Here is a 15543-nt window from a genome sequence, read left to right as displayed (position 1 = left end):
GTGGGTTCAATCGCCGGCGGCGCGATCCGCGGCCAGCGCGCCGACATCGACAACAACGATGTCGCCATCGGCAAAGGCCGTCGCGTAAGCATCTTGCAGCAGAACCGCGGGCGTACCGTTCAATCCGTTCTCGCCGGCCGCAATCGCCTCGTCGAACGGCTTGAAGTACTTCGGATCCTCGCGACCGTAGAAGCGCCTATCCACAATAAAATGGGTGACGCCCCATGTGTCGTGCAAGGCGATCAAAGGATCGGTGTTGTCCGCATAAAGCGCGTCGACGACCGTCATCATGCGTCGGCGCATCTCGTCGACATAGCCTTTGTGAAATGCTTGATGCACCTCGAAACCGACCAACGAACTGCGGCCCGTCAGGTAGGACATGTTGTCGATCAGGTCACCGGGAGAGCCCGCGATCATCACATCGGCCGGTAGGCCAGCGACGTACTCGTAGACGGGTTCATCTGCGGCCTCGTATTGATTCAGCGCGACCACGGTGTTGCGACCACCCATCAGGAAGATGACGACGAGAGAGAGCGCGATGACGGTCGGCGCCACCAGACGATGGTGTCGTCTGCCGCCATAGATGCGGCGCAGAATCGCGATGAGCGCGGCTGGAAACAAAATGCCCGTCACGATGGGGAAAGTGAGACCGACCGGACGGTTGGGGAAGTAAAGATAGGGCGACAAGGCATAGGCCAGGAAGAACAGGAGCAGGCCAACCGCTGGAACAATCAATAGCCGCCGGACCGCCGCATTGCCGAGCGAGAGCAACGTGCCGACGGCCGTCAGCGACATGACGATCACCGTGATCACCACCAGGTTGGCCTCCGCGAAGTTATAGAGGCCCTGGCCGCCCAGAGGATCGCCACTGCGGAACGCTTCGCGTGCGCGAAACGCCCGCATGGTTACGGCTGCCGCGTCCACCAAGTTCTCGAGACTTGGCAAACCGAACGTCGGCGGCATGGGATAGGTCTTGTACCTGCCGCCTATGCCCGCCTCTGGATAGGCATCAGCCTGCTCGACATTGAGCGATGGCCCATAGGCACGCGCTTCGATGAGCGTCGGCGACACAATGACAATCGCAAGCAGACCCGTGATGCCGACGAGAACAAGGCGTCGCGTCCATGACCAAGTGCCGCCGTCGCTGCGCCAGGATGACGGGAACAGAATCAGATACGTCGCCAGGCAAAGGCCAGCGACGGCACCAGCGGTGAAGTAAAATGCTGCGCCGATCAACGTCGCGGCAATCAGCAAGGCGGTGTTGCCGTAGACAAGGCCCAAGACAACCATGGCCATGACCGGCGCACCGAAGGCGCGTGGCAGGCCGCCGACCATGCCGCCGAGATAGACATCAGCCGCCAAACAGAAAGCGGCGGCACACCATGCGGCCGTGGCGCCGCTCACCTTGTGAGCGGCCGCAGCCACCATGGCCGTGGTCAGGGCGAGCAGAATGTAGGGAAGAACGATGGAGACGTTTCGCGGATCGAAGACCTGTGCCAGCACGCCATAAAACAGCGAATAGCCGTGGGGAAGCATGACGCCCAAGAAGTAGTCGGCAACGTAGTCCTCCTGCAGCAACGCCCCGTCCCAATAGCGAAGCAGCGGGAAAATCTGCATCCGCGCATCGTTGTTGAAGGCGTATGGGTCCGACGCGTTCTGCATGTGCTCGACCAAGCCGGGCCCAAACAAGACGGCGAGAGACAGCAGCGAAACCAGCAGAATGAGCCAGCGCGGAAGTCCGGTGATAAACGCCTTGTCGGGCCGGGTCGCCAGCGACGTCGTCGAATCAGAAGCCATGATTGCCCGCAATCTGACAAGCTCATAGATGACCTATACTCATAAGGTTGTAGATAAAAATCAACAGTACTAGCGATAGTGGTATTTTCTGTACTTGGCGGCGGGTCGTGATGCAGCTGACCCGCCTCTACCCCAGGGGGTAGCTGTGCTCGATGCGGTAGACGGCGCCGTCGTGGCCGCGCATGGAGGCGTAGAGGTGGAACTGGCGCACCTCGAAACGCTCGGTCATCAGCATGCCGTGGTGCTCCAGAAACCGGCCGACACGGTCCTGGGGCGCGCGCTTAAGGCGCGCCAGGGTGACATGCGGGGTATAGCGGCGTTCATCCGCCTGCATGCCGAGGCGCTGCAGCATGGTCTCGATCTTGTCGCGCAGGTGCTTGAGCGGTTCGCGCGGCACAACGCCGGCATAGATCACGCGGGTGTCGTTCTTGCCGCCGAACCGGTCGACGCCTTCGACGGCGATCTCGAACGGCGTGCCGCCGATCTGGGCCAAGCCGGTCGCGATATCATCCGCCATCGTGCCGTCTACATCGCCGATATAGCGCAGCGTCACGTGCATGTTCTCCGCCGGCACCCAGCGCGCGCCGGGCACGCCGCCGCCAAGACCGGCCAGCCGCTCCGACACGCCGGACGGCAAATCGATACCGATAAAGAGCGGCAGGCTCATGACCCCTCCCCCATCAGCGCATCCAGCATGGCTGTAACATCGGGCAGAATACCGTCGACGATGATCGCGACACCCGACGCATTGGGATGAATACCATCGGGCTGGTTCAGTTCCGGCTCGGCAGCGACACCTTCCAGGAAAAACGGATAAAGCGGGACGTCGTACTCCTCGGCCAGCTCGCCGTACATGCCGTCGAACGCGGTGACGTAATCGGCGCCCAGATTGCGCGGCGCCAGCATGCCGGCAAGCAGCGTCGGCAAGTCACGAGCCTGGAGCTCGGCCAGAATGGCGGAAAGGTTCGCGCGGCTCGACGCCGGATCTATGCCGCGCAGAGCATCGTTGGCGCCCAGTTCGACGATCACGATATCGGGCGCATCGGCCAGGGCCCAGTCGAGGCGGGCGAGGCCGCCTGCCGTCGTGTCGCCGGAGACGCCGGCGTTCAGCACCACGGCATCATAACCCGCTTCCTGTAGGGCTGCCTGTAGTTGATCCGTAAAACCATCACCCTGGGGCAGGCCGTAGCCGGCCGTCAGGCTGTCGCCCAGCGCCAGAATGCGCATTTGATCGGCTTGGGCCGGCATGGCGTAAGCTAGGGCAAGGGTGAAAATCAACAGGCTCGCGTTGATCACGCGGCGCCAGGGCCCATATCGCTGAGGTCCCCCGAACCGGAAAGCATGCATGTCCGAAGCCACCCCAGAAACTCCACCTAACGCGCTCGTCGCACTCGACGACGTCCACCTTAATTTGAGAAGCGCGGCGGGCGTCGTCAACATCCTGCGTGGCGTCAGCCTTCTGGTCGACCGTGGCGAACATGTGGCGGTGGTCGGGCCATCGGGCTCCGGCAAGTCGACCATGATGGCGGTTATCGGCGGCCTGGAGCAGGCGACGTCCGGCCGCGTCGAGGTCGCTGGACGCGATCTTGCCGGCATGGACGAGGATGCGCTTGCCGCCTTCCGGCGCGACCATGTCGGCATCGTCTTTCAAGCTTTTCATCTGGTGCCGACCATGACGGCGCTGGAAAACGTCGCCCTGCCCCTGGAACTGGCGGGTGCGGACGACGCCTTCGAACGGGCCCAGACGGCTCTGGGCGAAGTCGGTCTCGACGAGCGGGTCGAGCACTTCCCGGCGCAGCTCTCCGGCGGCGAACAGCAGCGCGTGGCGCTGGCCCGCGCCATGATCGGCGAACCCGGTCTGCTGCTGGCCGACGAACCGACGGGCAACCTCGATACCTCAACCGGCGATGAAGTCGTCGAGCTGCTGTTCGGCCACGCCCAGGAGGCCGGCGCTGGCTTGATTCTGATCACCCATAACGAGGCGCTCGCCGCGCGCTGCGACCGGACGGTCCACATGCGCGACGGCCGCCTGGACGGCGACGTCGCCGCGTGATTGGACTAGCACTCAGACTCGCGCGCCGCGACCTGCGCGGCAGCCTGAAGGCCTTCCGCCTGGCGCTCGCCTGCCTGGCGCTCGGCGTCGCGACCATTGCCGGTGTCGGTTCGTTTGGCGCGGCGATCGTCGATGGCTTGCGGGAGAACGGCAAGGTCATCCTGGGCGCCGACGTCACCTTGCGCACGACCATGGTGGTGCCGAGCGAGGAGCAGGTGGCCTGGCTGGCCGAGCGCGCGGAGATTACCCGGACCTACGATATGAACGCCATGGCCCAGGTCGACGGGCGCGAGCCGCTGCTGGTCAGCCTGAAGGCGGTCGGCGAAGCCTATCCGCTCTATGGCGACTTCGGGCTGGAAGACGGTAGCGCACTTGACGATGCGCTGGCCGAGAAGGATGGCGTCTGGGGGGCGGTCGCGGTCGAGGAATTCCTGCTGCGTCTCGGCCTGGAGCCCGGCGATCGTTTCCGCCTGGGCGAGGCGGAGGTGGAGCTGCGCGGCATCATCGCCGACGAGCCGGACCTCGCCAGCTCGACCTTCCAATTGGGTCCGCGACTGATCGTCGCCATCGATGCGCTGGACGCGACGGCGCTGGTCCAACCCGGCAGCATGATCCGTTACGACACCCGGCTGAAGCTAGCCGAGGATGTCGACGCCGCCGTGTTCCTGGACGAGCTGGAGGAAACCTTCCCACTCGCTGCCTGGCGCGTCAGAAGCTACGAAAACGCCAACCCCCAACTCGCCCGTTTCCTGGAACGCCTGCGCCTCTTCATCTCGCTGGTCGGCCTGACCGCGCTCCTCATCGGCGGCATCGGCGTCGCCAGCGCGGTCAACGCCTATCTGGGCGGCAAGGTGCCGACCATCGCCATTCTTAAATCCCTTGGCGCGCCGGCCAGGCTCATCTTCCGCACCTATCTGATCGAGATCGCCGCCGTCGCGACCGCCGGCACCGCGATCGGCCTGGTCGCCGGCGCCATCCTGCCCGGTGTGGTCGGCTGGGCGGTGTCCGGGGCGCTGCCGGTGCCGGTCGAACCGTCGCTGCATCTGGCGCCGCTCGGCGTCGCCGCGGCCTACGGCATCTTGACCGCGTTGGCCTTCGCCATCTGGCCCCTGGCCCGGGCGCGGCTGGTGCCCGCCGCCGCCCTGTTCCGCGATCAGGTGTCGCGGCGCGCCGCGCGCCGGCCGGGGTTCGCTACCATCGCCATCGCCGGCACGATAATCGCGGCGCTCGCTTTGCTCACCGTCTTCTCATCGCCCGACCGCTATCTGGCGGCTGGCTTCGTCGTCGGCGCGGCGGCGACGCTGCTGCTGTTCCGCGTCGCCAGCGCCGGGTTCACGCGCCTGATCCGGCGCGTCGGGCGGCCACGGCGTCCCGGCCTGCGCCTGGCGCTGGCCAACCTGACCCGTCCCGGGGCCGCGACGGGTTCGGTGGTCGTGGCACTTGGTATCGGCCTCACCGTCTTGATCGCCATCGTCTCGGTGCAAGGCAATCTGACCGAGGAGATCGCCGACAACCTGCCGGCCGATGCGCCGTCCTTTTTCTTCGTCGATATTCAGCCCGACCAGGTCGCGACCTTCGACACCATCCTGGCCGACACGCCGGGCGTGCACGCGGTCGAGCGGGTGCCGAGCCTGCGCGGGCGCATCACCGCGATCGACGGCGTTGTCGTTACCGAGGCGGAAGTCTCGCCGGATGCGCGCTGGGCGATCGAAGGCGACCGCGGCGTCACCTACGCGACCGACGTGCCGGAGAACGCGGAAGTCGTCGCTGGCGAATGGTGGTCCGCCGACTATGCGGGACCACCCTTGCTGTCCTTCGAATCCGACCTCGCCCAAGGTTTCGGCATTGGTGTCGGCGATACGCTGACCATCAACGTCCTGGGCCGCGACATCACCGCGACCGTCGCCAACCTGCGCGACGTCGACTGGTCGACCATGGGCATCAACTTCACCCTTGTCTTCGCGCCCGGTCTGCTGGAGGCCGCCCCGCACACCTTCATCGCCACTGTCCATGCCGACCGCGAAACCGAGACCGGCCTGCGCGCGGAGATCGCCGAGACCCTGCCCAACGTCTCGGCGATCGGCGTACGCGACGTGCTGACCGACGTCGTCGCGATCCTGCGCAAGATCGACGCGGCGGTCGGCGGCATCGGCGCGCTGGCGCTGGTCGCGGGTCTGCTCGTGCTCGCCGAATCCGTCGCCGCCGCCCAGCGCCGCCGGGTCTATGACGCGGTGGTGCTGAAGGTGCTGGGCGCAACCCGGCGCCAGCTGTTCCGCGCCTACCTGCTGGAGCACCTGTTGCTAGGCACCGCGACAGCGCTATTGGCCGCCTGCGCTGGCACGCTGATCGGCTGGATCGTGACCAGCTTCGTGATCCAGGCGCCCTGGTCGTTTCAGCCGGTTCTGATCGTGGGCACCGCCGCCATCGCTGTCCTGGTCACCTTGGTTTTCGGCTATTGGGCGACCTGGCGGGCGCTGAGACACAAAGCCGCCCCGGTCCTGCGCAGCGAATAGGGCGGAAAACCGCCATTTCCGAATACCGGATTTGCTTGATTCCGGCCCCGCTGTTCCCCAAATATCCAGGGAATGGTACGGTGACGTACCTACCGTTCTGCACGAGTTTTACCTAGAGGAAACCAAACATGGCCTTTGGCAGCTCAAATCCGCGCACCGCGGCCCGTACGCAGACAACCGCCGTCTACGACGAGGGTCTGCGCGCCTACATGCTGCGCGTTTACAACTACATGGGCAGCGCCCTGGTCATCACCGGGGTGTTGGCCTTCCTCGTGGCGCAGATGTCCGTGGTCACCGGATCGTCCGGCGAAGTCATTGGGCTTACGTCGTTCGGCGCGACTTTGTTCGGCAGCCCGCTTCAGTGGGTTGTGATGCTGGCACCGCTCGCCCTGGTCTTCTATTTCTCGTTCCGCATCCACAAGATGTCGGCGGCGTCCGCACAGATCGTCTTTTGGGTCTTTGCCGCGCTCATGGGCATATCGCTCTCGACCATCTTCATCGCGTTTACGACCGAGAGTATCGCACGGGTGTTCTTCATCACCGCGGCGACCTTCGGTGCGATGAGCCTCTACGGCTACACGACCAAACGATCCCTGGCTAACTGGGGCTCGTTCCTGTTCATGGGCCTGATCGGCATCATCATCGCCATGGTTGTGAACATCTTCGTCGGCAGCTCGGCGATCCAGTTCGCGATCTCGGTGATCGGCGTGATCGTGTTCGTCGGCTTGACCGCCTACGACACACAGCGGATCAAAGAAACCTACAGCGCAAGCATGGATGGTGAGATGGCGACCAAGAGCGCCGTTCACGGGGCCCTGCGTCTCTACCTCGACTTCATCAACCTGTTCATCATGCTGATGCAGCTTCTGGGCAACAACCGCTAAGCGTTGTGGCCGACATGATCGAAGGGGCCCGGCGGGCAACCGCCGGGCCTTTTCTTTGAGCTACTGCGCCATCAGCGTGAGGACCTCGCCACGCACCTGATAGCCACCGATGCGGCTCAAGAACGACATGCCGAGCAGCGAGCGGTCCATCGAGGCCTCGTTGACAGAGGCTTGCACGTTGGTCACGAACACCGGACCGATGGCGACGCGATTCAGTCGGACGGGCGCACCGCGCACCAGACCGTTGGCGGTGCTGAAGACCTGACTGTAGTTCAGGCGTGCCGGATCGAAGCCCAAGCGCCGGGCGTCTTCCTCCGTCAAAATGACATCGCTGGCGCCGGTATCGACAAGGAACAGGACTTCAACCCCGTCGACCAGAGCCGTGACATGGAAGTGACCGTCCGGGCCCAGGCGGAAGCTCACCTGGTTGTCGTCGGCATCGAAACCGTAGCCCGGGACGTGGTCGGCGATGACGCGGTCGGTCACGAATTGGATCTGGTCACGAAAGCTGTAGCCGACCACCAAGACAGCGCCGATGACGACCCAGACTGCGGCATGGCGCAGGCTGCGCGAGAGATTGCCGCGCATGAAAGCCCACCAGACCCCGGCGCCGACAAAGAGGAGCAGAATAACCAGATAAACCAGCCGGAGCGCGTTCTCGCCGGCCACCGCATCGGCGACCAGGATCACGACGCCGGCGCCAAGGCCGAGCAGGATCCAGGGCCACCAGCGGCCGCGCCGACGCCCCCTGTCGCCTTGCTCAGGGCGGTTTTGCGGATCGTCCCCGGTCAACGCCGGCCGCCTGTTTTGCCTGACATCCCATGCATGGTCGTCTACATATCGGCCCGAACCGCTAGAAGGGAACCCGTTTGTCTGATGAAACCGATGATGCCTTGCTCATGCCCTGGCGCATAGCCGCCGCCGCGATCGCGGGCTACGGGCTATTCGTGGGCGGCATGTTCCTGGCCCAGCGTCACTTTCTCTATAACCCCGGCAGCGACCTGCCGGATATCACCCAGTCGCAGATCGCCGATATCGAAGCGGTCACCTTGACCACCGAGGACGGACTGGAGCTACTGGCTTGGTACAAGCCTGCCGAGGACGGCAAGCAGACCTTTGTCGTCACCCACGGCAATGCCGGCCATATCGGCCACCGCACCGGCAAGCTCGCCGTCTTCGCCGAGGCCGGCTATGGCATGCTGCTGGTCGAGTATCGCGGTTTTGGCGGTAACCCGGGCAAGCCGACAGAGGAAGGTCTCTACCGCGACGCCGAGGCGGGTTTTGCCTTTCTCGCAGAACGCGGCATCGGCGCGGAACAGGTGATCGCCTATGGTGAATCCCTGGGCACCGCCGTCGCCGTCCAGATGGCGGCGCGCCACCCGGTTGCCGCCGTCGTGCTGGAGGCACCGTTCAGCTCGATCGGCGACGTCGCGGCAACGCACTACTGGTATGTCCCGATGGCGCGCTGGATGGTGTTGGACCGTTTCGCGTCCGACCAGCATGTCGAGCGGGTTGAAGCGCCGCTTCTGATCCTGCATGGCGGCGACGATGGCGTCGTGCCGACCCGCCTGGGCAGGAAGCTGTTCGACGCGGCCGACGAGCCGAAGGTCCACTGGTTGGCGCCCGACGCCGATCACAACGACCTCTACGACCACGGTGCAGGCGATGTCGTACTCGACTTTCTGAAGACCCACGTGCACCAGAACTAGAGCGCGCGTTTCTTCGTCCTCCGAACCCTTCCATGACGAAACGACAAGCACATATGGCTTATCAGACGTGACCCCGATCGGAGATCAGCCCGCATGATGTCTTGGCGAGTTCGCGTGGCCGGCCTGGTCGACCACCGCTATTTCACGCGCAGCATCACCGGCATCATCATCCTGAACGCCGTCCTGCTGGGCCTGGAAACGGTGCCGACCGTCATGAGCCATTGGGGCGGTCTGATCTATGCCCTCGATGAAATCATCCTCGCTATCTTCGTCGTCGAACTCGCTCTGCGCATGTTCGCCCACGGCAAGGCGTTCTGGCGCGATCCCTGGAGCCTGTTCGACACGGTCATCGTCGGCGTCGCGCTGATGCCCGAGAGCGGCGCGTTCTCGGTTCTGCGCGCGCTTCGTGTGCTGAGGGTGCTGCGCCTGGTCTCGACCATGCCCAGGCTGCGCCGCGTCGTCGAAACCCTGTTGCGCGCGATCCCGGGCATGGGCTCGATCGCGCTGCTCATGATGCTGCTGTTCTACGTCTTCGCCGTCATGGCGACGAAGCTCTTCGGTGGCGAGTTCGACGCATGGTTCGGCACCATCGGGCGCTCGATGTACTCGCTGTTCCAGATCATGACACTGGAAAGCTGGTCGATGGGCATCGTACGTCCGGTGATGGAGGTCTATCCCTGGGCCTGGGCGTTCTTCGTGTCGTTTATCCTGGTCGCCAGTTTCACGGTGCTGAACCTCTTCATCGCCGTCATCGTCGACTCCATGCAACGGCTGCATCTGGAGGAGCAGGACGTGTTGGCGCGCGAGATCGAGGATCAGGCGCAAGCCGAACGTGAGCAACTGCGCCAGGACATAAGCACGTTGCGCGAGGAAATCCGCTCGCTGAGAAGCGACCTGTCCGCCGGCAAGTCACAGCCGGGCGACTAGGCCGTTAGAGCAGACCCTGTTCTGGCGGAATCGCTTTGCGATCCCGTCAAGGCAGGAAAATCTGCTCTTCTCATAGAAGGGGAGCGGATTCACATGGTCAGGTGCAACCGACAAGCGGTTTTACCTGACGATGATCCGCTCCAGGTCAGCTCTTCACCCGCGTGTTCTTGGGATCGTAGAGCGCGGCCATGTGCAGCTTGGCCGGCACCATCTCGGTCGCGACCTCAAGCTCGTAATCGCCTGATTCCAGGAACGCCTTGTCGACGCCGTCGGCGCGGCGGACATAGCCATAGCCGATGTTGCTGCCGACCGTGTAGCCCCAGCCACCACTGGACAACCAGCCGACCCGCTCACCGTTGCGATAGATGGTTTCGCGGCCAAGCAGCACGATCTCAGGATCATCGACGGTGAAGCAGGCAAGCCGTTTGGCGGTGCCGTTTTCGGCCTGGCGCGCGACCGCGTCTCGACCGCGGAAATCGGTGTTGCTCTTGAGCTTCACCGCCCACGTCATGCCCGCTTCGACAGGCGTGTAGTCCGGGCCGATATCGCTGCCCCAGGCGCGGTAGCCCTTCTCCAGACGCAGGCTCTCGATAGCGCGGTAACCGGCCAGGCGCAGGCCGTGCGGCTCGCCCGCGGCGACCAGCGCGTCGAAGACCTCCGGCGCCGCTTCGACCGGCATATGAAGCTCCCAGCCGAGCTCGCCGACATAGGTAACGCGGATGGCGCGCACGACGCGGCCCTCGATGGTGATCTCCCGGCAGCGGCCGAAAGGGAAGGCCTCGTTTCCGAGGTCGCTCTCGGTGACGGCGCCCAGCACATCACGCGCCTTCGGCCCCATCAGTGTCAAAACCGCCATGTCATCGGTGATTTCGGTCAGCGCCGCATCGGCATCATCTGGAATGTTGCGGCGGATCCAGTCGGCATCATGGGTCGCGAACCCGGTGCCGGTCACGACGTAATAGGTCGAGTCGTCGAGCCGGCTGACGGTCAGATCGCATTCGATGCCGCCGTGGTCGTTGAGCATCTGGGTATAGGTCACCTTGCCCGGCGGTCCTGACACATCGTTGGCGCAGATCCAGCCGAGCGCACGTTCGGCGTCCGGACCGCTGACCAGGAATTTGGCGAAAGACGACGCGTCGAACAGGGCGGCTGCCTCGCGGCAGGCACGGTGTTCGGCACCGACCGCGTCGAACCAGTTCTGCCGGCCGAACGAACAGACGTCCTCAGGCTTGTCGCCCGGCAGGGCGAACCAGTTGGGACGCTCCCAGCCGATCTTGGAGCCGAAGCAAGCACCGGCCGCCTTCAGGCGTTCGTAGAGTGGCGAGACCCGGTCTGGCCGCCCGGCGCTCGCCTCTTCGTGCGGCCAGCCCATGGTGTAGTGCTTGGCGCACGCCTCGACCGTTCGGGCGCGCACCCAGTCGATATCGTGATGGGGCGGCCCGAAGCGCAGGATGTCGACCGCACCCAGATCCATCGGCGCGGCGCCGCCGACGATCCACTCCGCCAGCGCCCTGCCCGCGCCGCCGGCACTGGCGATGCCGAACGCATTGAAACCGGCGCCGATGTAGAAGCCGCGCACCTCTGGCGCTTCGCCCAGGATGAAGTTGCCGTCCGGCGTGAAACTCTCCGGCCCGTTCAAGAGCTGCTTGACGCCCGCCTTGCCGAGTGCCGGCACGCGCGCCAACGCCTGTTCCATAAGTTGGCCAAAGTGACCCCAGTCGCTGTCCAGCAGCGTGAACTCGAAGCCGTCGGGAATGCCATCCTCGGCCCACGGTTTGGGATTGAGCTCGTAGCCACCCATGACGAGGCCGCCGACATCCTCCTTGAAATAGATCAGACGGTCGGGGTCGCGCAGGGTCGGCATGTCCGGCTCCACGCCCTCCACCTTCTCCGTGATCATGTACTGGTGCTGCATCGAACACAGCGGCACGTTGACTCCAGCGAGCTTGCCGATATCGCGCGCCCATTGGCCGGCGCAGTTAACGACGACGTCGCAGGCGATGGCGCCATCACGCGTTACGACACCGGTCACACGGCCATCTTTCACCGTGATCGCCTCGACCGGACAATCTTCGATGATGGTCACGCCGGCATTGCGCGCGCCGCGCGCCAGGGCCTGTGCGGTGTCGGATGGGTTGGCCTGGCCGTCGGTCGGCAGGAACGCCGCGCCGACCAGATCCGACGCGTCCATGATCGGCCACATGTCCGCGGCTTCGCCCGGCGACAAGAGATGCATTTCCAGCCCGAAGCTGCGCGCCATGGTCGCCTGGCGTTTGATCTCGATCAGTCGGTCCGCGTTACAGGCCAGACGCAAACCACCATTCATCTTCCAGCCGGTGGCCTGACCGGTTTCGGCCTCCAGCGTGTCGTAAAGTTCGACGCTGTACTTCAAAAGCTGGGTGATGTTGGCACTGGATCTCAGCTGGCCGACCAGACCGGCCGCGTGCCACGTCGAACCGCTGGTCAGTTTGGCGCGTTCCAAAACGACAACATCGGTCCAGCCATTCTTCGCAAGGTGATAGGCGGTCGAACAGCCGATGATACCGCCGCCGATGATGACGACCCGGGCTTGTGTCGGCGCGGTGCTCATGTTGTCTCTCGCCATTCGTCATAGGCGCGTTCAAAGCGCGCCAGGTTCTCCGCCGTATAGGCGACATAGTCCATGTCGAGGCTGGAATGATGCTCCTGGATCATGCTCCAAACGGCTTCGCGTAGCAGCGACGCGCACTTCATGGCGCCGTAGCGGTACCACTGCCGGTCACCCAATGGCGTCTCGTAGTACTCTTCCAACAGCCAGCGTTCCTGGCCGACGGAAAGCTGGTTGTTTGACGCCAACCCACCGAGATCGAACAGCGCGCTGTTGAAGCCCGCGTACTCCCAATCGATGATCCAGATGCGCTCGCCGTCATCGATGAAGTTGGCCGCCAGCAGATCGTTGTGACCGAAGATCAACTTGACCCTGTCGACGGCGGTCTCCAATTCGTCGGCGATCGCGCGGTAGCGGGGGACGTCACCAAGCAGGCGATGGTCCTCGTCCTCCATGCGACCGAAGTAGTCGCGCAGCGTGTGGAACACCCAGAAGAGCGGGGCGCGTCCACGCAGATACCTTGGCGTCTCTCGATGCAGACGTTTGATGATCGGCAGCAGCCGTTCCAGGTTCGCCTGGTCGCGTACGTCCTCCTCGCCATAGGTCTTCCCGTCGACAAACCGCGTCACGATGACACCCTTTTCCGTGTAGACGACCTCTGGCGCGACGCCGGCCGCGTGCGCCGCACGCGCACAACCGATTTCGGCCGTGCGCCGAATACCGTGCTGGGGAATGTTGCCGCCAATCCGGACCACGAAGGCCTCGCCGCCGTCGACCACCTTGAAGTTCACGTTGGTGATCCCGCCGCTCAATGCGACCGGTTCGACCGCTCCTTTCCAGATCGGCAGCGACGACGCTTTCTGGCGTGCCTCGTCGGTCATGGCATCTCCTCGGAGTTTCGCATCAGGCAAGGCCCAGTTCTTGTTTGCGGCGGCGCGCCCAGGCCGAGATGAGGCGATCGGCGATCATGGCGATGAACGCGACGCAGACGCCGGCGACGATGCCGCGTCCGGTGTCGGCCTTGGTCAGGGCGATATAGACCTCCTGGCCCAGATCGCGGGTGCCGACCAGCGCGGTGATCACCAGCATGGATAGCGCCATCATGATGGTCTGGTTGACGCCCAGCATGATCTCCGGCAGGGCCAGCGGCAGCTTCACCTTGCGCAGGATCTGGCCACGGCTGCAGCCTTGGGCGCGCGCCGCTTCGATCAAATGCTCGGGAACCTGGGAGAGACCGTGGATGGTGTAGCGCGTCGCCGGTGCGGTGGCGTAGGCGACGATGGCGATCATGGCGGAGAAGTCGCCGACCCGGAACAGCATGACGACCGGGATCAGATAGACGAATGACGGCAGCGTCTGCAGCGTATCAATGACTACCTGCACCACGCGGTTGACGCGCGGGTTGCCGGCCGCCCAGGTGCCGATCGGGAAACCGATGGAAAACGCGATGAGGACGGAGAGCCCGGTCAAGTAGACCGAGATCATCGCCTTTTCCCAGTTGCCGGTGATCAGGATGAAGGCGGCCAGACAGACGACGATCAGCGCCAGGCGCCAGGCGCCCAACTGCCAGCCGGCCATAGCGACGACGATCAGCGCGAGCGGCCAGGGGACGGCCAGCAGGAAGCGTTTGATCGGAATCATGATGTTGACCAGCAGCCAGGTCTTCACCACCTCGATCGAGTCGAAGAGGTGGATATTCACCCACTCAACGACGCGGTCGAAGAACGTGCCGGTTGTGACGGTCCAGGCTTCGGGATAGGCCTCGACAAAGGGTAGGACGGCGCCCAGCGCCATCGAGCCGACGATCAGCGCCAGCGCCGCCAAAAGGTAGGGGTGCCGGCGCACAAACGACATCGGACGTTCTTCGCCGTGCCGGGGCGGCGGCTTCGTGGCATAGGCCTGGCTCAGCCGGTCAAGCGCGATGGCGAGCAGCGTGATCGCGATACCGGCCTCCAGCCCCTCGCCGATCGCCAGACGTCGCAGCGCATGCAAGACGTCGAAGCCGAGACCACCGGCACCGATCATCGAGGCGATGATCACCATGTTGAGCGACAGCATGATCACCTGGTTGAGGCCCACCATCAGGCCAGGCTTCGCCGCCGGCACCATGACCTTCCAAATGTGCTGGCGCGTCGAACAGCCGGCCATGCGGCCGTATTCGCTGATCTCGTCCGGCACCTGCTTCAACGCCAGCATCGTGATGCGCACCATCGGCGGCATGGCGTAGATCATCGTTGCAATCATCGCGGCGACCGGCCCGAAGCCGAACAGGAAGAGGATCGGGACCAGATAGGCGAACACCGGCACCGTCTGCATGAGGTCCAGAAACGGCGTGATCGCGCGTTCGAACCAGGGCCGCCGGTAGGCCGCGATGCCAAGCAGCAGGCCAAGCGACGCGCCCAGCGGAACGGCGATAACGATCGAGGCCAGCGTCACCATGGCGCTGTCCCATTGGCCGAACACCGCGAGATAGGCGAAACACAGGCCGACCAGCAGCGCCAGGCCACGGTCGCGTACGCGCCACGCGAAGAAGGCGAGGACCGCGATCAGCACGATCCAGGAGATGCGCGGAACCAGCAGCACCCCGCCCGACCCGTCGGGGATCTCGAACCCGGTGGCCAGGAAGCCGTAAGCCGCGGTGAGGAACCAATCGAGCAGCCAGGCGATCGAGCGGGTGAACTCCTGAAAAGTGAAAAGGCCAAAGGTCGCGTCGTTGATCAGCCACTTCATGGCGTCGCTGATCCAGCCCTGAAGATCCCATCGCCATGCGCGCGGGTACTCGACCGACCATTCGGGAACACTGCCGAAGGCCGACACGGCGAAAACGGCGATCAGAACGATGAGCCATGCGGCCGTCGCCGGTTTCGGTCCACGTCCCGGCGCCAAGCTGGTGGCGGTAAGCTCCGTCATGACTTGAGCTCGCGGCCGAGCAGGACGTCGAGCACCGCGTCGCGGTCCAGCGCGCCGACGGTCGTGCCGTCGGCATCGACGACACCAAGCGGTTCGTCGTGATCAAAGACCATGGCCGCCACGTCGGCGATGCGGGCGTCCGACCTGATGGTCGTTGTTCCGT

At 64.4% G+C, this 15543-nt stretch carries 12 protein-coding genes; 5 read left to right on the top strand and 7 right to left on the bottom strand.

Annotated features, from left to right (window positions below; translation table 11 throughout):
- Positions 1 to 6: 6 nt before the first annotated feature.
- The 3 genes from AAF563_12755 to AAF563_12745 all read right to left on the bottom strand — a co-directional run bounded on the left by AAF563_12755 (position 7) and on the right by AAF563_12745 (position 3045).
- Complete coding sequence (locus AAF563_12755; protein ID MEM7122146.1) at positions 7 to 1797, bottom strand: hypothetical protein; 1791 nt, start codon at positions 1795 to 1797, stop codon at positions 7 to 9.
- A gap of 127 nt (positions 1798 to 1924) precedes the next feature.
- The gene (gene thpR, locus AAF563_12750) at positions 1925 to 2464 is read right to left on the bottom strand and encodes an RNA 2',3'-cyclic phosphodiesterase (GenBank protein ID MEM7122145.1); all 540 of its coding nucleotides are present in this window, start codon (positions 2462 to 2464) and stop codon (positions 1925 to 1927) included.
- Positions 2461 to 3045, bottom strand: coding sequence for an arylesterase (locus AAF563_12745; GenBank protein MEM7122144.1), 585 nt, complete (start codon positions 3043 to 3045; stop codon positions 2461 to 2463). The genes thpR and AAF563_12745 overlap by 4 nt, the downstream gene beginning before the upstream one ends.
- 97 nt (positions 3046 to 3142) lie before the next feature.
- Here AAF563_12745 and AAF563_12740 point away from each other — a divergent pair, with 97 nt between their 5' ends.
- From AAF563_12740 to AAF563_12730, 3 genes are all read left to right on the top strand, one after another.
- Positions 3143 to 3850, top strand: coding sequence for an ABC transporter ATP-binding protein (locus tag AAF563_12740; protein ID MEM7122143.1), 708 nt, complete (start codon positions 3143 to 3145; stop codon positions 3848 to 3850).
- Complete coding sequence (locus tag AAF563_12735) at positions 3847 to 6363, top strand: FtsX-like permease family protein (protein ID MEM7122142.1); 2517 nt, start codon at positions 3847 to 3849, stop codon at positions 6361 to 6363. Before AAF563_12740 ends, AAF563_12735 begins: the two co-directional genes overlap by 4 nt.
- 128 nt (positions 6364 to 6491) lie before the next feature.
- Positions 6492 to 7247 (top strand): Bax inhibitor-1/YccA family protein, encoded by a 756-nt coding sequence (locus AAF563_12730; GenBank protein ID MEM7122141.1) that lies wholly within the window; start codon positions 6492 to 6494, stop codon positions 7245 to 7247.
- Between the two features lie 60 nt (positions 7248 to 7307).
- On the opposite strand, the gene AAF563_12725 is transcribed toward AAF563_12730, so the two are convergent.
- Positions 7308 to 8039 (bottom strand): TIGR02281 family clan AA aspartic protease, encoded by a 732-nt coding sequence (locus tag AAF563_12725; GenBank protein ID MEM7122140.1) that lies wholly within the window; start codon positions 8037 to 8039, stop codon positions 7308 to 7310.
- 77 nt (positions 8040 to 8116) lie between these two features.
- Here AAF563_12725 and AAF563_12720 point away from each other — a divergent pair, with 77 nt between their 5' ends.
- Together AAF563_12720 and AAF563_12715 are read left to right on the top strand one after the other, a co-directional pair.
- Entirely contained in the window at positions 8117 to 8956 is an 840-nt protein-coding gene (locus AAF563_12720) for an alpha/beta hydrolase (GenBank protein MEM7122139.1), read from the top strand.
- A 93-nt stretch (positions 8957 to 9049) separates the two neighbouring features.
- The gene (locus AAF563_12715; protein MEM7122138.1) at positions 9050 to 9883 is read left to right on the top strand and encodes an ion transporter; all 834 of its coding nucleotides are present in this window, start codon (positions 9050 to 9052) and stop codon (positions 9881 to 9883) included.
- A gap of 145 nt (positions 9884 to 10028) precedes the next feature.
- On the opposite strand, the gene AAF563_12710 is transcribed toward AAF563_12715, so the two are convergent.
- From AAF563_12710 to AAF563_12700, 3 genes are read right to left on the bottom strand one after another with little or no spacing between them, the layout of a single operon-like run.
- The gene (locus AAF563_12710) at positions 10029 to 12473 is read right to left on the bottom strand and encodes an FAD-dependent oxidoreductase (GenBank protein ID MEM7122137.1); all 2445 of its coding nucleotides are present in this window, start codon (positions 12471 to 12473) and stop codon (positions 10029 to 10031) included.
- Entirely contained in the window at positions 12470 to 13351 is an 882-nt protein-coding gene (locus tag AAF563_12705; GenBank protein MEM7122136.1) for a phosphotransferase, read from the bottom strand. Before AAF563_12705 ends, AAF563_12710 begins: the two co-directional genes overlap by 4 nt.
- Before the next feature lie 22 nt (positions 13352 to 13373).
- Positions 13374 to 15380: an ABC transporter permease subunit gene (locus AAF563_12700; protein MEM7122135.1), complete on the bottom strand. Its 2007-nt coding sequence runs from the start codon at positions 15378 to 15380 to the stop codon at positions 13374 to 13376.
- Positions 15381 to 15543: the final 163 nt, after the last annotated feature.

Source organism: Pseudomonadota bacterium (genome assembly GCA_039028155.1).
In the GTDB taxonomy this organism is placed as follows: domain Bacteria; phylum Pseudomonadota; class Alphaproteobacteria; order SP197; family SP197; genus JANQGO01.
This window is presented reverse-complemented; position numbering and strand designations above follow the sequence as displayed.